Source organism: Marinomonas sp. S3726, assembly GCF_000967665.1.
Classification (GTDB): Bacteria; Pseudomonadota; Gammaproteobacteria; order Pseudomonadales; family Marinomonadaceae; genus Marinomonas.
Genome location: NZ_JXYC01000004.1, coordinates 373,692 through 394,589 on the forward strand (window position 1 = coordinate 373,692; position 20,898 = coordinate 394,589).

Below are 20,898 nucleotides of genomic sequence, written 5' to 3' on the forward strand. Positions count from 1 at the left end.
GAAATATGTCAAAACCACTTAACTGGGGTATTCTAGGTACCAGCTTTATTTCAGCCGTGATGGCGGACGCGATTTTAGCTGAGGCCAACACACATTTATATGCTGTTGCAGGTCGCTCTCTTGCGCCTTTAAATGACTTTACCGATAAGTATGACTTCGACAAGGTCTATCAAGATTACGATGCCTTGATTGCAGATCCACAAGTAGATGTTATCTACATTGCTTTGCCGAATCACTTGCACCATGAGTATGTGATTAAAGCGGCGCAAGCAGGTAAGGCAATCTTATGTGAAAAGTCCTTGTCTGTGGATATGGCAAAAACCCAAGTGGCATTAGATGCTGTGGCTGAACATAAAGTCTTTTTTCTGGAAGGCTTGATGTACTTAACTCACCCTTTTGCGCAAAAGATCAGCCAACTGCTGCAAACCAAAGCGATTGGTGAGATTAAGGTGATACGCGGTAACTACTGTGCGGCTATCAGTGAATTTGTGAACCCAGAGAGTAAAGGAACCCTATATAACTTAGGCTGTTACCCACTTTCTCTTATGCATCTGGTTATGCAGCAAGCCTTTGGTGATGATATTTTCTCTGGCTATCAGATTCAGGCGTTTGGTCGTCGTGGTAAAGACGGCAATATCTGTGATACCAGTGCTAACTTCTTATTTAACAATGGTGTACAAGCGCAACTACATACAGCAGAAGACTTTGGCATGTACTCAAGCTTCAGCATTCTAGGTAGCGAAGGTTATCTCGAGCTGAAATCAAACCCTTGGTTACCCCAAGCAAGTGGTAACAAAATCTACTTCGCCAAATATGATGGGGAAGGGAATGAAACCGAATTCGAACATATTGAGGTGGACGCGCCCGGAAATGGTTTTGTTTCACAAGTGACTCAGGTACGTGAAGCTTTAGAACAAGGTTTACTTGAACTTGCGCGCCCTGCGGCACGCCCTCAAGATTCTTTTACCATGATGCAGTTATTAACGGATTGGGAAGCAGCTGCCTCCTAAAAACCTTAGGATTGCGTGAAATGAAAGGTCGCTTAGGCGGCCTTTTTTATGCCTAATATCAATAATTCATATAAGAGAAGTAGCATAGATGAGAATAAAAACTGAAAATCTATTGTACTAGTACATGAATACGGTATTATGTGCGCATATTAGATAAATGGCGTTTAGCTATTAGGTGGAGTAAAGAGTGAAAGATCTAATCACCTACTTAAGAAGTGCAAGCTCAGATGACGAGATGCAGAACAAGCTGACTGGGCTTCTGACCCCAAGTGAAGTGCTCGAAATGAGCAAACGTTTGCAAATATTTGCCATGCTCAAAGAAGGTGTGCCGCAACGAGAAATTGCCAAACAACTGGGTGTCGGCATAGCGACCGTGACGCGAGGTTCGAGAGCCTTAAAAGAATTAGAACAAGCCTCATCAGATAAAGATGAGCAATAAGATGGATATAAACATGAGTGTAAAACCAGAAGCCATTAAGTTGCCGAGAAAGCCTCACTATGTGAATGTCACGGCAGATTGTGATTTTTTTGATTTGTTTAAAAAAGTCGAAAAGCGTTTTGATACCTGCTTTATGTTGGAATCTTTGGGTGAAGATAGCTTCATCTCACGCCATTCCATCATAGGTTTTGACCCGGAAAAAATACTTTGGGCGCAAGGCAATACATTAACCATTGAAGAAAGAGATGGTTCTTCGCAAAGCTACCAGAGCGATAATCCTTATTACTTGCTGCGTGAAATTGTGCCGCAGAATATCCTGTCGCGTAAATACTCAGGTGGCTTAACTGGTTATGTTGGTTATGATGCCATGAACTATTTTGAGCCAAGCTTGAGCCTTAATGTCAGTGATATGTTTGAAGCCTTTAAATTCGGCCTTTATACGGATGGTTTGATTCTCGACAAGATGACGGGTGAAGTTTTTTACTTCTACTATCAAGACAGTCGCATGGACCTGATTGAAAGTATGTTGGCTGAGCCAACCCCTGAAAATGGCCCATTAGTAGTGACATCAACCGGCGAGTCTATGTCAAAAGCTGATCACGCTAAGGCCGTGGCTAAGGTCAAACAAGATATTATTGACGGTAAGATCTTCCAGACAGAAGTGGGCTTTAAAAAGTGGTTCACCCTAGAAGGCGATAACATCAATATCTATGAAAAACTGCGTGAAGTGAATCCATCGCCTCAGATGTACTATCTAAAATTCAATGAGCAGAAAGTCATTGGTGCTAGCCCTGAACTACTTTTCCGTTTACGCCAAGGTGAAATGGAAACCTTCCCGCTTGCAGGTACGGCTAAACGTGGGGCAAATGAAACAGAAGACAGAGCCTTGGCCCGTGCCTTATTGAATGATCCAAAAGAAATTGCCGAACATAATATGATAGTCGACCTACACCGTAATGATATTGGCCGTGTGGCGCAATTTGGAACGGTAAAAGTACGTAGCTTGATGGACATTAAACGCTTTAGTCATGTGCAGCATATTTCCAGCGAAATCGTGGGCATCATGGCAGAAACAGAAGACATGTTCTCAGGTCTTGCGAGTAACTTCCCAGCAGGTACGTTAACAGGTGCCCCTAAAATTGAAGCCATGAAGATTATTGATGATCTTGAAGGTGAAGGTCGTGGCCCTTATGGCGGTGCAGTCGGTCATTTCTCCTTTAACGGTGATTGTACCTTTGCTATCCCAATTCGTACTGTGTTTGCTAATGGCGAAAAAGCCTATGTGCAAACTTGTGGTGGTAATGTGTTTGATTCCAACGCCGAAGATGAATACGAAGAAATCCAACGTAAGTTCGCCGGAACCAAGCGCGTACTTGATCAATTTGCCCCAACTGAAAAGACGAAAGGAGAATAGGCATGAAGGTTTATATTATTGATAACTATGACTCTTTTACTTACAACCTTTATCAGTTCATTGGTGAGATTCTTACCAGTGAGAAAATGCGTGGCAATATTCAAGACTTTAGTGTCGTAGTGAAGCGTAATGACGAAGTCAGCATTGAAGAACTAAAAGCCCTGTCACCTGATCGCATAATTATCTCACCAGGACCGGGTTCTCCTGATGATGAAGCCTACTTTGGTGTGTGTGCGGACATTATCCGTGATCTCGGTAAAACCATCCCTATGATGGGCGTATGCTTAGGTATGCAAGGTATGGTGCATGTGTTTGGTGGTAAGGTGGTGAAAGCCCCTTTACCTATGCATGGTAAAACGAGTCCGATAGCGCACAACGGTGAAGGTATTTTTAAAGACATTCCTGATCAGCTAGAAATCATGCGTTACCACTCGCTGGTAGCAGAAAACGAAAGTTTCCCTGAAGCTTTAGAGGTGACCTCTAGTGTGGGTGAGTTGGCAGAAGCTGACTTTACTAACTTAGATGTGATTCGTGCTGGTGGTGATTTTGAAATCATGGGTGTACGCCACAAAGAGTATCCAATCCAAGGTATTCAGTTCCACCCAGAATCCTTTGCGACAGAAGGCGGTAAAGACCTTATCAGGAACTTCTTGTTTCAGGTGTAATCTGCATTAAGCCTCTATTTTCTAAAAAGCCTCGAAGAGACATCTTCGGGGCTTTTTTATACTTAGATAAATTCGCTTCGCTTTGAAGCCAGCATTCTCTTTTTCATCTGCTATTCTTTTACTGAACAGAGTTCACAAGCGGGCTTGTTAGCCTTGGGTATTCACGGAGCGTCTATTAGGTAACTATCTAACCTTATGCGTGATTATGTTCGTCGGTTACTGCTTTCACCACGTAGAATTTTTTTCGTTTTATTATTCGTTGGCATGGTGACGTCTTTCTTTGTATTAAAACAAGTTGAGGCGCTGGCATATGAAGGTCACAAGGCATCGGCTCTGGCATTAGGGCAGAATCATGCTGCTCTGATAAATACCACCATAGCCAATAATATGTCGGCAAATTATGCTCTGGCTGCAATGGTCAAAGAAACAAATGGGGATCTGAGCTTCTTTGATTCTTATGCTAAAAGTCTGCATCAAATTTACCCTGTGGTTTCCCACTTTACCTTATCGCCGAATGGCATTATCAAGCTGGTTTACCCCATGGCGGGTAATGAGGCATCGGTTGGCCTGAATCAGTTGAAATTTAAGCAACAACAGGAAGAAGCTAATAAGGCACGGACTTCTCGTAAGTTAACCTTGGCTGGGCCTGTGAAAATGGTACAAGGGGGCGTCGCTATTATCGGCCGCTGGCCTGTGCTTTTGCCTAATGCTCAAGGAGAAAATGAGTTTTGGGGTTTTACCAATGTGGCTGTGACCTTAGGTGCTTTGCTTAACAAGGCCAATTTTCAGGAGTTAAGTCAGCAAGGTTATGAATATCGGCTGGTCAAACGTCTAGCTCAGCAAGAGGTGCTGATTACAGACTCTTCTTCTGTGGACTTTAATGATTCGGTCAATATAGATATCAAGGTGCCTAATGACATCTGGCAGCTGCAGTTGGTGCCTGTGTCTGGTTGGTCCTCTTGGTCTAGGTTAAAAGGCGAGATACTGCTGACAGCCTTGATTAGTCTGTTAATTGCTGGGCTTGTTGGTTTGCTAAGGCATATTTATATTTCCAAGCAAGGCTTAGAAGAGGTAGTTAAGCAGCGTACTCAAGATATGACTCATGCCAATAAGCGCTTGTTGGGGTTACTTGAAGCCATTCCAGACCTCTTACTTGAGATAGATGATAAGGGCGAGGTTTTGCATTGCCACTTTCCCAACAAATTATTAGCCAGTCAGTTTGGTCCTGACATTGTTGGCCGTAATTTGATGGAGCTGTTCCCTTTAGAGGCGGTCAGTGTTTATAAAAACTCGTTTGAAGAAGCGCAAGCTAAAGGGTATTCAGAGGGCAATAGCTTTTGTCTTGAGTTAGGGGAGAGTGAGTACTGGTTTGAATTATCCGTGTCTTTTACGGAAAGGGTCGAAGAAAATCGCCCTTGTTTTGTGGCGCTAGCGAGAGATGTGAGCCGTCGTAAAAAATCAGAGAACGAACTCAGAATTGCCGCGACTGCTTTTAATACCCAAGACGGTATTTTAATTACAGATTTGCAGCATAAGATAGTGAGAGTGAATAAGGCATTCCAGCGTATAACTGGCTATCAAGAAACAGAAGTTATCCACGAAGACATACGTATTTTAAGGTCTGGCCGCCATGATGATGCTTTCTTTCGTAAAATTTATAACCATTTAGAAGAGTTTGGTTATTGGGAAGGGGAGGTTTGGAACCGTAAAAAGTGCGGTGAAATTGCGCCAGAGCTGACGACTATCTCGATTGTGTATAGTGATGAAAACCTACCTCTCTATTATGTCTTTATTATCAAGGACATCAGTTTAACCAAACAAAATGAGCAGATGATTAATCAGTTAAGTTTTTATGATTCTTTGACCTGCTTACCAAACCGAAAAATGATCTCTGAAAAGGTTGAGCAACTCATTCATCAAGCTCAATTTGTAACCGAAGAAGTCAGTGTTGAAGGACATTATGCCCCTTTAATTCGTCATGCCTTGCTCTTTATTGATCTGGACCACTTTAAAAATATTAATGACAGTAGAGGTCACTCTGTAGGTGACAAGCTATTGCAGCAAGTGGCATTAAGGCTAGTGGATGTGGTGAGAAAGACGGATATGGTGGCACGCTTTGGTGGTGATGAATTTATCATATTGCTTGAAGGAGTCGATATCAGTTTTGATCCAGGCAGAGCGCTTTATCGAGCCAAGCGTGTATCGGCTAATCTCAATGATGCTATTTCTAGAACCTTTGAGATTGATGGAGACCACTTTTATATTTCCAGCAGTATCGGCATTACCGAAATTGATGACTCAATCAATGAGGTTTTTGATGCCTTTAAACATGCGGAACTGGCTATGTATGAGGCAAAATCAACAGGCCGTAATCGTTACTGTTTTTACTCTCCGCAAATGCAAGAAAAGATACTGCAAAGGGTCAACTTAGAAGCGGCAATGCGAGAAGCGCTGGATAGACAAGAGTTCCTCTTGCATTACCAACCTCAGTTTGATCGTTCTGGCAGTATGAGAGGCGTTGAAGCTTTGATACGTTGGATGCACCCAGAGGACGGTGTTATTTCTCCCGCTCAGTTTATTCCATTAGCAGAAGAGTCAAAGTTAATCATTCCCATCGGAGAGTGGGTGGTAAGAGAAGCCTGCCAAACCTTGGCCTTATGGCAGGAAGATCCAGCATTAAAACAGGTCAAAATGTCAGTCAATGTGAGTGCTTTACAGTTCTCTCAGGATAACTTTGTTGAGCTGGTGGAGCAGATACTAGAAGAGACAGGGGCTCAGGCAAGACTTTTGCAGTTTGAATTAACAGAGAGCATGTTAATCAATGACAAGATGAATATTTTAGAAAAGATGCACGCCTTAAAAAAACTGGGTGTGCTTCTCTCCCTTGATGACTTTGGAACAGGTTATTCGTCTTTGTCTTATTTACAGCAGTTACCTTTTGATCAACTGAAAATAGACCAATCATTTGTTAAAAATTTATCAGGACATGGTGATCACCACCCTCTTGCTTTGACAATTACCACAATGGGGCATAGTTTGGGACTTGAGGTGATTGCAGAAGGGATAGAAAGAAATGATCATCTGCTTATGTTGCAACGCTTTGGTTGTGACTTATTTCAAGGCTATTTTATGGGGTACCCCATGATAGTGAAAGAAATTGTGCGTATTGCACATGAGCAAGCGAATTCGCCAAAAATGTGAGACGAAATAAATAGGTGGATTGATATCACCTATTTTAATGACATATATTAGAAACTTGATACTGTTTAAACGGCGAGTCGTTTAAAGCAGCAGCGAGGAAGGTAATGGAACATAGCTTTTTATTAGATGCCTACAGACGTTGTGCCGAAGTGCTCTCAGATATAGCGCTTGGTGCATCTCAGTGTCAAATATTCGAAACCTTACAGTCCATTATTGAGGACCTAGATGAGGAACGTTTTGCCAGTATTCTCAGATTGGACCCTCATGATAATACCCTGCATTTAACGGTTGGGAATAAACTGCCTGACTTTTATAACGATGCGATTGAAGGTTTAAAAATTGGACCCAAAGTAGGGAGCTGTGGCGCAGCCGTTTTTTGTAATAAGCCCGTGATAGTTGACGATGTCACCACTCATGAAAATTGGGTAGTGTTTCGGGACCTGGTAAAGAAAGCTAATCTAGGTTCCTGTTGGTCCGTACCTATCGTGCTTTCTAAAGGAGAAATGTACGGCTCCTTCGCGATTTATAGTTCCAGTAAGGCCACGCCAAGAGAAGAAGAATTGGAGATCCTGACTCTAGCTGCTCATATCTCTGGTGTGGTGATAGAAAAACAAAGGTCTGAAAACCAACTGACTTTTAATGCCACCCATGACCCGCTTACACGTTTAACAAACCGAAGTTTGTTTGATAATTTGGCAAGCCAAGCGCTCAAACAATCTAAACGAAAGCGCGAGCCAATTTGTATTCTGTTTATTGATATTAACAACTTTAAATATGTGAATGATCATTATGGTCATGACATGGGAGATAGGTTGTTATGCTTATTAGCCGAAGTACTTAGCCAAGAGTTAAGAGAAGCGGATATTGCCAGTAGACGTGGTGGTGATGAGTTTATCTTGGCGCTAGTGGGGACAGGCGAAGACGGCGCGAAAGTACTGATTGACAGGGTAACTCGGCACTTTGCTGAGTCGCAAAAAGCATTGTTTAGTGACTATCAGGTGACCATGGCAATTGGTATTGCTGAGTCTAAAAAAGGTAATTATCAACCTATTTCTGAAATGATAAAACATGCCGATATTGATATGTACCGCAACAAACGCTCATTTAAAAAGAGTAACTAAAGGTTTTTTGCCAGATTAAAATGCGTTAAGTCTGGCTTAAGGTTCGCTCCTTATACTCCTTCTTAATCTAAAGAAGGAGTGATACTCATGAAACCCATTCAAAGTTTAATCGTTTTCCTTGCCGTATTCGGGCTATCTAGTTCTGCCTTTGCAAAGTCAGTTGATATGCAGCTTACCATGAAAGGGTATAACGGAGATGGCGCCTATGTGGCAGTTTATTTAATGGATGCTAATGGTCGTCTGGTTCAAACCCTTGCAGTAGAAGGCCGTAAGAAAAAGTATCAGAAGCATTTGCGAGATTGGAAACGTGCCAACCGCTCGTTAAAGTTTGATGGCAAAACAGGTGCAAGTTTGCTCAAAAATCGTAGCAGAAACTTCTTTGTCACTATCGATGATAAATACATAGACTCAAATTACTTTATCCATATCGATACCTCGGTCGAAGATAAACGAGATGTGCCCTCTGATGTTGTTGTACCTTTAACTCAACAAGGCATTGGTCAAGCCGTATCAGGTAAGGGTTATGTCAAATCGTTTGTCTATCGCTTTTAACCTTTATTACTCCTTTAGCGTCTTTTAACCCAGTTCTATAGCCAGTTTGTTTCCCCCTTTTCAGGCTGGCTATTAGGAGGACTTATGTCTCGTTTAATTCATACTTGGCTCGCGATTCCTGCCACCCTCTTTATTATTCTGATTGCCTTATCTGGCAGTATTTTATCTTTAGAGACCCTAAACGAAGCGGCGACAGCACCTAAGTTAAATCTTGGTCAGACTTCATTAGCGACACTTGCGGATAAAGTAAAACAAGATTATCCAGGTGCAGAGCAATTAACTCGAACACAAAACGGACTCTTTTTAGTCTCCTACTCAAATGATCAGAGCTATGGGGAAGACCAAATTGATCCTGTGACAGGTTTAAAAGTGCAAGCATATCAAAGGTCTGATCTTTATAACTGGATGAAAAACTTTCACCGTTCTATGCAAATGGAAGATGCTGGCAGAATGCTGGTGGCTGCTGTTGCCTTTGCTTTACTTGCGTTGAGCATTAGTGGACTTTTGTTAATGATTCGACGCCTTGGAGGCATCAAACACTTCTTTAAATTAGCCAAAGGCAGTACAAGTCAAAAGCTTCATATTGAATTGAGCCGTTTTGCCTTAGTCGGTAGCTTAGTTTTGACCACTACTGCTCTTTACTTAAGTGCGACAACCTTCTCTTTGTTGCCAGAGGCAAACTCTGCTGAGCTAGATTACCCTGAGCCAGCTTTTGTTGAGCTATCCTCTTTAGAGCCGTTTTTTTTAGAGGAGAGAGGGAATGGGCAAGTCTTACCTATCTCTCATTTACCAGCACTTAAAGAAGTAGATGCAAGTGAACTTGTTAGCCTTGAGTTCCCTTATGCTGATGACCCTAGTTCTGTTTACACTTTAGAGACTCAGTTTGGCCTAGGTTATATTCACCCCGACACGGGACTTTGGTTAGATTTTCAACCCCATTCAAGTTTCTATCAGATCAGTCAATTTATTAGTGCGCTTCATACTGGTGAAGGCATGGGGCTTTGGACACTTTTCTTAGGTCTGACGAGCCTGACACTGCCTATTATTGGTATCACTGGCATCATCATTTGGGTACGTAAACGTATTAATTCGAAGGCGTTTGGGCAGACAGATAGCTTAAATCTACAAAACTATGTAGAAGCACAAGAGGCAAACATTGTCATCTTGACGGGTAGTGAAGGTCTGAGTACTTGGCGTTTTGCGCTGGAGTTTTCACAGGCGTTAATCACAGCGGGTAACAAGGTACATCTAAATAAAATGAACCAGGTAGAAGAGCAATATGCCAAGGCAACGCATGTCTTTTTCATGACGTCTACCTATGGTGAAGGTCAAGCGCCTTCAAGTGCTTCACTTTTCTTGGAAAAAGCCAAAAATCTTAGCTTACTAGAAGATTGTCAGGTCAATGTCCTAGGCTTTGGTGATAGCCAATTTAAGCACTTTATTGGTTTTGCGAAGCAGGTTGAAGCCTTAGTTGCCAAGAAGGGCTTTAAGCAAATGTTGCCTTTAACCGCGATTGATAAGTTTTGCCAAACGAGCTTGGAAACTTGGATAGAAAACGTCTCTACCTGCCTTAATCAAAGTCTATGTTTGAAATTAGATAAGAAAAAAGTCAGTCCATTTCAGATGCAACTTGTTGAACAAAACCACTATGGTGATGAAGTAAATGCCCCTGTTAGGATTCTTCGTTTTAAAGCGGGAACTGACCCCGAGGCAGTCTTGAATCCATCAATTGATGAGGCTTTTGCCTTAACCCCTGACATGCCGTGGCCAAAGTTTGACGTGGGTGATTTAGTGGGCATCATGCCACCGGGTTCTGACTTTGTTCGCTATTACTCCTTAGCCAGCTGTGATCAAGATGGCATGCTAGAAATCTGTGTACGTAAACAGCTTGAAGGGGAATGTTCTGGTTTCTTACATGGCCTAAAAGAAGGGGATTCGATACAAGCCTTTATCCAAAAGAAAGCCTCTTTTAGACCTGCTCAAGATGCAAGCTCAGTCATCATGATAGGGGCAGGTACCGGAATGGCGCCGTTACAGGGGTTTATCAAACAAAACGAGAAACAAGTTCCTTATTACCTTTACTGGGGTGGTAGATTGCAAAATTCGGACTTTATCTATGAGGATAATTTGAGCCAAGCCTTAGCCACATCAAGATTAAAGCAGCTTCGACTCGCCTTTTCGCGATCTGCTAAACCTCAATATGTACAAAACCTATTAACGGATGATGCCAAGGATATTTCTAAACGCATTCTAGAAGGCGCTCAAATTATGGTTTGTGGTAGCAAGGTGATGGCTGATGGAGTAAGAGCATCACTGGATAAGATTCTGAAACAAGAGCAGCTAACGGTTTCTGAATTAGAGCAAGCAGGGCGTTATGTTCAGGATGTGTATTAGGGCTCTGTAAACTCGATTTATCACTAAAGAAAGAGATAAAAAAGGTGCCGAATGGCACCTTTTTTATGATTAGGTCATAGCTTAAATCGAGGATTACACCTGCAACGCTAGTTTTCCTTGTTGATGGTTTTTAAACAGAATGAATAGCACGATACAGCTAGCTACCAAAATGGTTAAAGGATTATTACCTACCAGTACCAAACCAAAAATAGCTAACAAACGCTTATTCAGCTTACTTATTGGAGCGTTAAAGAAGCCTATATAAGACGCTGATAAGGCGACTATGCATAGAATACCGCTGAACATAGCCAAAACAAATTCAAGGGTATTAAAGTCCAAGAATAATAGGCTAGGCGCGTAAATAAACATAAAGGGTACAAGGGCTTTACCCATGGATAAACGGAAAGCCGTTACCCCAGTTGGCATAGGGTCTGAGCCCGAAATACCTGCCCCCGCATAAGCCGCTAAGGCGACAGGAGGGGTAACATCAGCAAGCACACCATAATAAAAAATGAAGAAGTGTGAGGCTAATAATGCGATACCAAAGTTATCTAGCGCTGGGGCCACAATAGACGCCAAGATGATATAAGTTGGGGTTGTTGGTATCCCTGCACCCATCAAAATACAAGCCACAGCGACTAAAATAAGGGCAATAAATAACACGCTACTCGACTGATCTAGTAATTCAAATGGCACAACAAAGGATAGCCAAGTACCGAAGTCAGTCGCTAAACCTACAATGGCACCAGAGAATTTAAAACCAAGCCCTGTAAGTGTGGTAACACCTAATAAGAAGCCAACACATGCACAAGCGGCTGTGATCGCAATTGACTGTTTTGCCCCTTCTTCTAGACCTGCAATGAGGCGTTTTGGTGTTAGAACACTTTCACTATCAAGCTTGGTAAAGCCTAAAGGGCGAATTAGCATAGGAATATAAGAACAAACTATGGTTAAGATGATACCCCAGAAAGCAGCTAAGAAAGGCGTGAACTGCATTAGCAGCATACTCACCATGACTATTAGAGGGATAGTTTGGTGCCAATGTTTCGCCATCACATCTTTGAACTTTGGAATGTCTTCGGCAGGAATACCTTTTAGGCCAAGGCGTCTAGCTTCAAAGTGAACCATACAAAGGGTGGCTAGGTAGTGAAATGCAGCAGGAATAATCGCCACTAGAATCAGCTCATTGTATGGAATGCCTAACATTTCAGACATCACAAACGCTGATGCTCCCATAATCGGTGGAGTAATTTGCCCACCACAGGATGCAGCGGATTCAGTCGCAGCAGCAAATCGACCACTAAATCCGTATTTCTTCATCATAGGGATAGTGAAGGCACCTGTTGTCACTGTATTGGCAACAGGTGAGCCTGAGATCATGCCAAAGAAACCTGACGATACCACTGAAACTTTAGCAGGACCGCCGACATAGCGCCCTGAAAGGACAGTCGCAAGGTCAATAAAGAGTTGGCCTAAACCTGATGCCTGAGCAAGAACGCCAAAAAGCACAAAGTGGAATACATAAGTTGCTACCACCCCAATGGCTATGCCATAAATACCTTCTGTACCTAAATATAAATGCTCGACTAAACGGATAATGTCATAGCCTCGGTGAGCTAAAACACCGGGTAGTTCTGGGCCTAAAATTGCGTACATTAGTGACACTACACCAATAATAGAAAGTGACTCACCCATGGTACGTCTAGCGCCTTCAAGCACTAATAAAATGGCTATGCCACCCATCAAATAATCATTTGCTTGAGGGAAGCCAATGTTAGTAATGAAAATATCTTCGAAGAAGAAAACGAGGTAACCAGAAAAGGATGCACCTAGAATCGCAAGCGGCCAATCTAACCAGCTTATTTTATTTCCATGACCCCCTAATAAAGGTAAGGGAAGGGCAGAAAGCGCCATTATTCCAGCGAAGGCGTAGATGCTGTAAAACTGCCAACTCGGAATTTGATTGGCTAAAGCGGAAGCAAGTTGATGTGCTACGAGCAGATAAAATGACGCATAAGCTAGCCCAAGGCCAATCCCGACAACTGTTTTCTTTGGTGCCTTTCTTGGGAAAATAAGAAATAGCAGTCCCATAATAAAGGTAAGGTGCAAAGAGCGATGAGAAATCTCATTGAGCAGCCCAAAGCCTGCCGTATAAATGTGGAAAGCACTTAATACCACGCATGCAAGTGTGATGAAGGCTTTTAAAAGGCCACGAGTCTCTCTGAAATTGCTCTCACTATCATATTGTTTTATGAGATTATCTAGCTCACTTTGGCTTAGGTCAGCCTCATCGTTTGCTTTGTCTACGCGTGCGTTATTATTCATGGTAATGATCAACTCTTAATGGCAGCTTGTTATAGGGGTAATTCTTAAACCCGTATCAGGCCACTTGTTTAAATTAATGTTTTTGCTTCCAGTCCTAAGCTTATTTTCAAATCTTGCATCGGTGCGAACGATCAAGTTGCTAATCTCTCTATTCATCTTGAGCACAAAACTTCCATTAATGAGCTCAAATGAGAGCGCATCTGGCTCTTGAGTTAGTGAGGGTAAACCTTGGCCATGTTCCAAAAATACCTCTTCTGTTTGTCGTATTTTGAATCCGTTATTGGTCTCTAATATTTGATATTTATCTATGACAGGCGTAAGAGATACTGAATGGATAAATGACAACTCAAATTGAGCGTCTTTAAGTTCCATACACTGTAAATCCTGTTCACTTCGAGACTGACTGATTTGCAGAGCAGTACTCGAAGCAGGTAACGCGGTTGACCCAATGGCAACCGCACCTAGACAGTATAAAAGCTTATTTAATAATGCCTTTTTCACGATAGTAGCGCTCTGCTCCTGGGTGAAGTGGTACTGATACAGATTCGAGAGCGGTTTGGATACTGATCTCTTTTCCTTTCACATGCACTTTCGCTAAGGTATCCGTGTTCTCAAAAAGTGCTTTAGTAACAGCATAAGCAACATCTTCGTCTAGATCTGCATGAGTTGCCCAGATAGCTCTTACAGCAAGTGTTTCGATATCTTTATCCACACCTTTATAAGTACCCGCTGGTAATACGGCTTTGGCATAGTAAGGCTGACTTTGTTGTAGCTTATCGATTGCTGGACCTGTTAGTGGGATGATGCTGATATCATGACCGTTTGAAAGTTCAACAATGGAAGCTGTCGGTGAGCCTGCTGTGATTAGTGAGGCGGTTAGGTTGCCATCTTTAAGTTTCTCAGCAGATTGTGAGAAAGAAGAGTAATCTTCCTTAATGTCTTTACGTGTCATGTTATGAGACGCAAGCAAGTCCCCAAGTAGCTGCCATTGACCAGAGCCTGGTGAACCAGAGCTCACACTTTTGCCTTTTAGATCTTCAAAGCGAGTTAACCCAGGTTGAGCGACTAGTTGAACTGTTTCAGGGTAAAGCGCACCAAGCGCTCTAATATTTTTAATCGGTTTGTTTTTGAATTGATTGATTCCATTGTAAGCCGAGTTTAAAACGTCAGCGGCAACAAAGGCGGATTCAATAGAGCGGCGACCTAGTAGGCTAGCATTAGCAACGGAGGCGTTACCTGTTTCTGCCGTCGCGGATAATTTTTTATTATCAAGCTCAGTATTATTTGAGATAACCTGAGCGAGCATGCCACCAAGAGGGTAGTAAGTTCCTCCAGTACCACCTGTTGCTATACCAAAAAAGACTCGTTCTTGGGCAACGACAAGGTTTGAAGCTAAACCTACAGTCAAGCCTGTTGAAATAAGCAGGGTTTTTATTATCTTTTTCATCTTATTCTCCTTGTTTATAAATACTATGAAACACAATTGCGATGATTCAAAATTGATTAATTTACATACTAACTTCTGGTTCATATTTGAAATAAACTAGATCACTCGGATTGCTTAATTGAATTGAGAAATTACTAAAAAGTTATAAAAACCAAACGCTTATCTGGCTCTTAACATCTCCCAAGAAAACTAATTAAATATCAGAAAGCAAACTTATCAACTGATTAGTTTTTGTTATCGAAATCATATAAGCACAATAAAATAAAAATAAAAACGTAAAGGCTAAACAAAATACATATGCAATTTTTTTGTTTATATATAAATTAAAATAAGGTTCAGGAATGATGTTTTTGAGCCTTTAATCGGCTTGAAAAAGTCTATATTTCGCTATGAATTTGATGGGTTTTAGCTTGTGATTTAATAGAGAAAAGCAGTGTAAAAGAGAAGTAGTCCTGCCTATTTTTAATAAGGACTACCTCTGTTTTTACAATGAATAGATAGGTTGTGAATTTATTTTTTTAGCTGAGGGAAAAGATTCGCAACCAGTGCTTTACCTGTGGCAATGCCGCCTTGGTTGTGTGCGTCGAGCAAAGCTGAACCCACAATGGCAATATCTGCTAGACCTGTTAGTTCTGCTACCTGTTGTGGTGATCTGATGCCAAAACCAACGGCTAATGGAACATCCGTATGCTGGCGTATTTCAGCCAAATAGGCGGCTAAATCAAATTCGGTTTGCAAACTGGATTTCTGTCCCGTCACCCCAGAACGACTCACACAATACAACATGCCAGTGGCTTGAGTCGCGATCTGCTTGATGCGCTCTTTTGGCATATTCGGTGTGATTAACCAGATGGCGTCTAGGTTATGTTCGACACAGGCGTCTTGGTACTCAGCCGCGTGTTCAATGGGTAAATCTGGCAGAATTAGCCCAGTTAAACCCTGTTCAGCCGCTTCTTTTACGAGCTTGCTAATACCAAAGCGATAAACCGGATTGAGGTAGCTCATTAACAAAATTTTAGAGTTTGGAAAATCCCGTCCTAAACGCCCAAGATCGGCTAAACATTGCTGCATTTTAGGTTCGGATTCTAATGCCTTATGGCAGGCTTGAACTATGCTTGGCCCATCTGCCACTGGGTCCGAGAAAGGGAACTGAACCTCTAAAGTCTCGACGCCCATTTCAAGTAAGGTTTGCATCCATTCAAGACTGGCTTCTATGCTAGGGTAACCATAAATAACGTGTGTCATGGCCAAAGGTTGGCTTGTTAATGGTTGCTTGGCATTAATAAAATTAGCTAACTGGCTCATGCATTTGTCTCCTGGGATAGGCTCTCAGATAGATCCTGAACGGCATCTTGTTCATGATAGTTTTTAAGGTACTCCTCTAAGAAAGGCGCAAACTCTTTATCGTCAAAGGCTTTGGCTACGTTGAAAATATCCTTATCACCACGGCCAGATAAATTAATGACTATGTGCTGATCAGGTCGCATGTCTGCTGCTTCTTTAAAGGCAACCGCGAGAGCGTGTGATGACTCCAGTGCTGGGATAATGCCTTCTTTTTGCAAGAGTAATGAGCAGGCGGCCAAAACCTCTTCGTCATTGGCATAGCTCATACGGACTCTTTGTGTTTCTGCCAAATGAGCAACAATTGGCGACACCCCAACATAGTCTAATCCCGCTGCGATTGAGTGGGTTTCCTGTAGCTGACCTTGGTCATCCTGTAGGAAAACACTGGCAAAACCTTGGGCAATGCCTGCTTGGCCTAGGTTGTGTGATAAACGAATTGAGTGATCACCCATATCCATACCACGACCCGCCGCCTCTACACCGACCATTTCCACTTCCTTATCTTCTAAGAAAGGCGTAAATAAGCCTAATGCGTTAGAGCCGCCGCCTACACAAGCATAAAGTCGATCAGGTAGTTGATCGAATTGAGCTAATGATTGGCGCTGTACTTCTTGGCCTATAACCGACTGAAAATAGGTCACCATTTCAGGGAAAGGTGCGCAGCCACAGGCTGTTCCAATTAAATAATGGCTATCTTCATAGCTTGAAGACCAGTCACGTAGAGCCTCATCTAAAGCATCTCTTAAGGTTTGTGAGCCTGTTTTTACAGGCACGACTGTGGCTCCTAACTGTCGCATCCAAAAGACATTCGGGTATTGGCGTGCCACGTCTTTAGCGCCCATGTAGATGGTGCACTCTAATCCTAATCGAGAAGCAACCAAGGCCGTTGCGATACCATGCTGGCCTGCACCTGTTTCAGCAATGACACGTTTTTTACCCATGCGTTTAACCAATAAACCTTGGCCAATCACATTATTCATCTTGTGAGCGCCTGAGTGATTTAGGTCTTCACGTTTTAGGTAAACCTGGGCGCCACCTAGATGCTGAGTGAGATTCTCACAATGAGTCAAAGGCGTTGGACGACCAGAATACTGCTGCCATTGCTTATGCAGTTCTGCCACAAAGCTAGGATCATTCTTCGCTTCTTCAAAGGTGGTAAGAATCTGTTGCTGGCTGCTGTACAAAATCTCTGGAATATAGCTGCCGCCATATTGTCCGTAAAAGCCGTTTTCGCTTTTCATTGTGTGACCTCAAAGTGAGTGATTAATTTAACGCTCAGTTAATTAATTAACTATACCGTTTAGTTAATTTAATGTGATAATCAAATTTGGTCAAGCCCTGTCTTGATAATAATTTTGAATGCATGCTTAACTAGTTGATTTAGCTTGCTTAGTTTATCTGCCTAGATAGGCAATCGTTTTTTGTGAATAGTTTTTGTGAACAGTTCTTGTAAATAGTTTTTGAGAAAAGGAAAGTGTTATGGCCCGTGGTCGCCCTTCAAAGAAGTCGCACATTATTGAAACCGCTCTGACACTGTTTAGCCGAGTGGGTTATCAAGGCACGAGTATTGATCAGGTGGTTGTGGCGGCAGAAGTCTCTAAACCGACGGTTTACAGTAATTTTTCCAGTAAGCAGATTCTCTGGCATCAGGCTTTATTACGCATCTTAGAAAATGCTGAGACTGACCTTGCTGATGTCAATGATAAGGCTCAGTCGCCTTTGCAACAGTGGTTAAGAGTATGGGATGTTTGGCTTGCTGATAAAAACCGTCTGGCGGTATACCGTATTATGTTGGGGGAGAGTCATAAGATGGAGGAGGCAAGCGTTGGCTTGTTCAAACAATTGGAGGCCTTATTTGATAAGGCGCTAGATACTGTTTTGACTGGATTCGATAAGCCCCTTAGTCCCGCGCAAATTTATGTATTGAAAGCGACCAGTAAAGAGGCCTTGTTAATGCCTAACCTATATGAGGGTCAGGCACTAACACAAGGTGCTAATTTGTCGGCTGAGCTGACGGCACTTCTGGACTCTCTTCTGTCTCAAGATTAGCGATTTCGAACTCTCTGACTTCGCGTACGCAATAAACCCAGACAGTCGGAATAATGACGGTCAAAGCGCAAAGTATGAGAACGATTTGAAAGCCTAATGATTCATATAAGAAGCCTGCGACCACGATACCCAGAGGCGCAAGGCCAATGGAACCAATATGGTCATAGGCGCTGACACGAGAAAGCATATGGCTGGGAATTGCTTGGTGTAAGGTCGTTGTCCATAGAATCGAAAACATCTCCCAGCCGATTCCCCCTAGAAACGCAGCCAGCATAATCCAATGTAATGGCAGTGGCATAATTAAAGCTAAGCTAATGAAACTAAAGCTAAAAGAGGTCAAGGTAGCGACTTTCAGAGGGTGAGTAAAACGCATATAGAATGACGCAATACCACCAACAATAGTGCCGACACCAATGGCCGCTGCAATAAGCCCCCAATCGGCGGCGCCTCCCATTTGATCCCTTGCAACAGCAGGGCCGATCAAGCCATAGACAGCTTCAACGGATGCCACAATAAAGCAGAATTGCACCACAATCACCCATAGCCATTTTCGGCTAATAAACTCTTTCCAGCCAAGTTTGAGTTCTTGAATAATGGACTCACCCTGACTTTTGATTTGCTTGCTTGGGCGTAGACTAATCACGAGAAAAGTGGCTAGGGCAAAGGTGCCTGCATCAATTAATAAGGTCATGCCAGCACCAAAGGTTGCGACTAAAATCCCTCCGGCGGCGGCGCCTAAGATCATAGCGCTGCTACGTGCTATGCCAACAATAGCATTGGTGCCTTGCAAGTCCTTTTTCTTCACCAACTGTGGAATTAAACCCATGGCAGCTGGGGCATGCAGGCCAAAAGCAACGCCATTGATTAGCATTAAAATGGTGAGGTTGACGATATTAGCCAGCTCAAAAATAAACAAGCAGGCAATGATCAATTGAGCCAGCATGGCAATAATGTCGGCGACCACTATCATGGCTTTGCGCGACGTGCGATCGGCTATCGCAGCACCAAGAAGCATGATGATAATCGAACCTGTAATAGGTGCTGCAATGACAATGGCTGAGTCTTTGGTTGAACCTGTTAGTTCAAGCACACCAAACGCCATGGCGATAGGTGCCATAGCCGTACCAAAAAATGAGATGAAATAGGCAATACTTATCTTGGTAACATTGCCTTGTTTTAATAATGAAAAGATCTGTTGCTTATCCATGCAAGGTGTCCTGATTTCCTAGGGAAGCTGCGATTAAATCTCAGGCTTTTATCCAAACGCTGAGGCGGGTGGACTTATTCTCAGCTTCCCTCGTTAAATATCGAAATAGGCCGTCATGTTAGTGCAGAGAAAGAGCAATAGCCAGTTCCCTCTGAGGGTTAATCTTGCTTAGCTAGTGGTTAAGTCCTAGGGCTGCTAAGATGTTTTTCTTTCAAGATTGAATGGGCAGGATGCAGAATGGTTGAAATGGCAACACAATTTAAGCAAGGATGTTTCAAGGCCGCTTTCATCTTTCTAACCTGTTTAATTAGCATGGCTGCCCAGTCTCAAACCCTATTAAGCAATGCCCCTAAAGGCGCGCTTGTCATTACTCAGTCTGATTGGCATTCGCAAAACACCCAGTACCTTGCTAATCCTGCAAGCTTGATGAAGATATTCACTGCAACCTTGGCTACAGAGGTTTTAGGCGAAAACTACCGTTTTAAAACCGAACTTGCTTATGAAGAGAAAACCCTCAACCAAGGCCGATTAACAGGACCTTTAACGCTTACGCTCACAGGTGATCCGAGTTTCACGCAGAAAGATCTACATGCCTTGCTGATGACACTTGCTAAAGCGGGAGTGAAAAAATTGGATAAGGTCGAAATTGATGCGAGTCGTTATCAAGGTCATGCTTGGAGTTTAGGGCAAGTGTGGAATGATCATGGTATTTGTTTTGCCGCACCAACGAGTGCCGCCATGATCAATCGAAACTGTGTTTTTGGTAATTTGAAGGCAACAGAGCCAGAGCAGTTAGCTCACTTTTACCTGACCCCCAATTCACCTTTGACTGTCGAAAACCAAGTGGTGACCCTCGCCACCAACCAAGCCGAAAGTTGCCAGGTACTGCTTAAGGTATTAGGTGCTAATCACTATCGATTGACTGGCTGTCTTGATGAAAAACGGAAAACCTTGCCTTTAGGTTTTTCAGCTAATGAGGCGAATGCCTTTTTTAAGCATATTCTCATGCAAGAGCTGGCCTTATTGGGGTTCGGTTCTGAGATAGAGGTTAGCTTTATTGATCAAGCACCTTCTTGGCTCGTAGACAATGATAAGAGTGTTAAGCGCATCACGCATTATTCTGCGCCATTAACTAAGTTGGTGGCGCGGATGCTGCAAAGGTCAGATAACTTGGTTGCAGATGCTTTATTTAAGGCGTCCGGTCATCAATATGTTTTAAGTGAAAACGCAGGTGCTGCCAGTTTTAAAGCGCTTGATGCCTATCAAAAAGGAAGCTTGGCGCTTATGTCTTTATTAGATAAAAATCAGATAGATAGCCAAGGTTTGGTGGTACGAGATGGGTCAGGTTTATCTCGTGAAAACTTGCTGTATGCCACTAGTTTGTATCAGGTTTTGGAGCTTTGGTTATCTCATCCTAAGTTCGCTTGGTTAGTTGAGGCACTGCCTATCGCAGCACAATCCGGCACGTTAAAAAACAGAGAAAGCTTAAAACATGACATGTTAAAAGGACGTGTTTTAGCCAAATCTGGCTCTATGCAAGGGGTGGTGAATTTGGCTGGTTTTGTGCAAGTAACAGATGAAGCTAAAGGCCTTAAATTAAGACCTTTTGTTTTTATGGTGAATCAGTTCTCTAAGTCTAAAGCGGTTAAGCCTGCCAAATTTAGTGTCGAGGAGTTAGCTCTGTTTAAATTTGAGACAGGCTTTTTAACTCAGGGCTTTGGGCCGTAAAA

General features: G+C 42.7%; 16 protein-coding genes. 10 read left to right on the forward strand and 6 right to left on the reverse strand.

Annotated elements, in window-relative coordinates; genetic code table 11:
• Positions 1–5: 5 nt before the first annotated feature.
• From TW85_RS02905 to TW85_RS02940, 8 genes are all read left to right on the forward strand, one after another.
• Positions 6–1,010: a Gfo/Idh/MocA family oxidoreductase gene (locus tag TW85_RS02905; RefSeq protein WP_046015567.1), complete on the forward strand. Its 1,005-nt coding sequence runs from the start codon at positions 6–8 to the stop codon at positions 1,008–1,010.
• A gap of 187 nt (positions 1,011–1,197) precedes the next feature.
• The gene (locus tag TW85_RS02910; RefSeq protein WP_009834215.1) at positions 1,198–1,449 is read left to right on the forward strand and encodes a Trp family transcriptional regulator; all 252 of its coding nucleotides are present in this window, start codon (positions 1,198–1,200) and stop codon (positions 1,447–1,449) included.
• 13 nt (positions 1,450–1,462) lie between these two features.
• The gene (locus TW85_RS02915) at positions 1,463–2,863 is read left to right on the forward strand and encodes an anthranilate synthase component I family protein (RefSeq protein ID WP_046015568.1); all 1,401 of its coding nucleotides are present in this window, start codon (positions 1,463–1,465) and stop codon (positions 2,861–2,863) included.
• 2 nt (positions 2,864–2,865) lie between these two features.
• The gene (locus TW85_RS02920) at positions 2,866–3,528 is read left to right on the forward strand and encodes an aminodeoxychorismate/anthranilate synthase component II (RefSeq protein ID WP_046015569.1); all 663 of its coding nucleotides are present in this window, start codon (positions 2,866–2,868) and stop codon (positions 3,526–3,528) included.
• Positions 3,529–3,723: 195 nt separating this feature from the next.
• On the forward strand, positions 3,724–6,729 hold the full coding sequence (locus TW85_RS02925; RefSeq protein WP_052701800.1) for an EAL domain-containing protein: 3,006 nt from the start codon (positions 3,724–3,726) through the stop codon (positions 6,727–6,729).
• 104 nt (positions 6,730–6,833) lie between these two features.
• Positions 6,834–7,850, forward strand: coding sequence for a sensor domain-containing diguanylate cyclase (locus tag TW85_RS02930; protein WP_046015570.1), 1,017 nt, complete (start codon positions 6,834–6,836; stop codon positions 7,848–7,850).
• An 87-nt stretch (positions 7,851–7,937) separates the two neighbouring features.
• Positions 7,938–8,402 carry a DUF2271 domain-containing protein gene (locus tag TW85_RS02935; RefSeq protein ID WP_046015571.1) on the forward strand — a complete coding sequence of 155 codons (465 nt, stop codon included), beginning with the start codon at positions 7,938–7,940 and terminating at the stop codon, positions 8,400–8,402.
• An 84-nt stretch (positions 8,403–8,486) separates the two neighbouring features.
• The gene (locus tag TW85_RS02940) at positions 8,487–10,796 is read left to right on the forward strand and encodes a PepSY domain-containing protein (RefSeq protein ID WP_046015572.1); all 2,310 of its coding nucleotides are present in this window, start codon (positions 8,487–8,489) and stop codon (positions 10,794–10,796) included.
• Between the two features lie 93 nt (positions 10,797–10,889).
• On the opposite strand, the gene TW85_RS02945 is transcribed toward TW85_RS02940, so the two are convergent.
• From TW85_RS02945 to trpB, 5 genes are all read right to left on the reverse strand, one after another.
• Entirely contained in the window at positions 10,890–13,121 is a 2,232-nt protein-coding gene (locus TW85_RS02945) for a TRAP transporter permease (RefSeq protein ID WP_046015573.1), read from the reverse strand.
• A 15-nt stretch (positions 13,122–13,136) separates the two neighbouring features.
• On the reverse strand, positions 13,137–13,622 hold the full coding sequence (locus TW85_RS02950; RefSeq protein ID WP_046015574.1) for a DUF1850 domain-containing protein: 486 nt from the start codon (positions 13,620–13,622) through the stop codon (positions 13,137–13,139).
• Positions 13,600–14,568 (reverse strand): TAXI family TRAP transporter solute-binding subunit, encoded by a 969-nt coding sequence (locus TW85_RS02955; RefSeq protein WP_046015575.1) that lies wholly within the window; start codon positions 14,566–14,568, stop codon positions 13,600–13,602. The genes TW85_RS02950 and TW85_RS02955 overlap by 23 nt, the downstream gene beginning before the upstream one ends.
• Positions 14,569–15,078: 510 nt before the next feature.
• Positions 15,079–15,873, reverse strand: coding sequence for a tryptophan synthase subunit alpha (gene trpA, locus TW85_RS02960; protein ID WP_046015576.1), 795 nt, complete (start codon positions 15,871–15,873; stop codon positions 15,079–15,081).
• On the reverse strand, positions 15,870–17,153 hold the full coding sequence (gene trpB, locus TW85_RS02965; protein ID WP_046015577.1) for a tryptophan synthase subunit beta: 1,284 nt from the start codon (positions 17,151–17,153) through the stop codon (positions 15,870–15,872). Before trpB ends, trpA begins: the two co-directional genes overlap by 4 nt.
• Positions 17,154–17,391: 238 nt before the next feature.
• Between trpB and TW85_RS02970 the strand changes: the two genes are divergently transcribed.
• On the forward strand, positions 17,392–17,961 hold the full coding sequence (locus TW85_RS02970) for a TetR/AcrR family transcriptional regulator (protein WP_046015578.1): 570 nt from the start codon (positions 17,392–17,394) through the stop codon (positions 17,959–17,961).
• Here the strand turns inward: TW85_RS02970 and TW85_RS02975 are convergent.
• On the reverse strand, positions 17,906–19,168 hold the full coding sequence (locus TW85_RS02975) for an MFS transporter (protein WP_046015579.1): 1,263 nt from the start codon (positions 19,166–19,168) through the stop codon (positions 17,906–17,908). The genes TW85_RS02970 and TW85_RS02975 overlap by 56 nt on opposite strands.
• A 237-nt stretch (positions 19,169–19,405) precedes the next feature.
• On the opposite strand from TW85_RS02975, the gene dacB reads away from it, so the two are divergent.
• A complete protein-coding gene (gene dacB, locus TW85_RS02980; RefSeq protein ID WP_046015580.1) occupies positions 19,406–20,896 on the forward strand; it encodes a D-alanyl-D-alanine carboxypeptidase/D-alanyl-D-alanine-endopeptidase in 1,491 nt (496 codons plus the stop codon).
• Positions 20,897–20,898 lie beyond the last annotated feature (2 nt).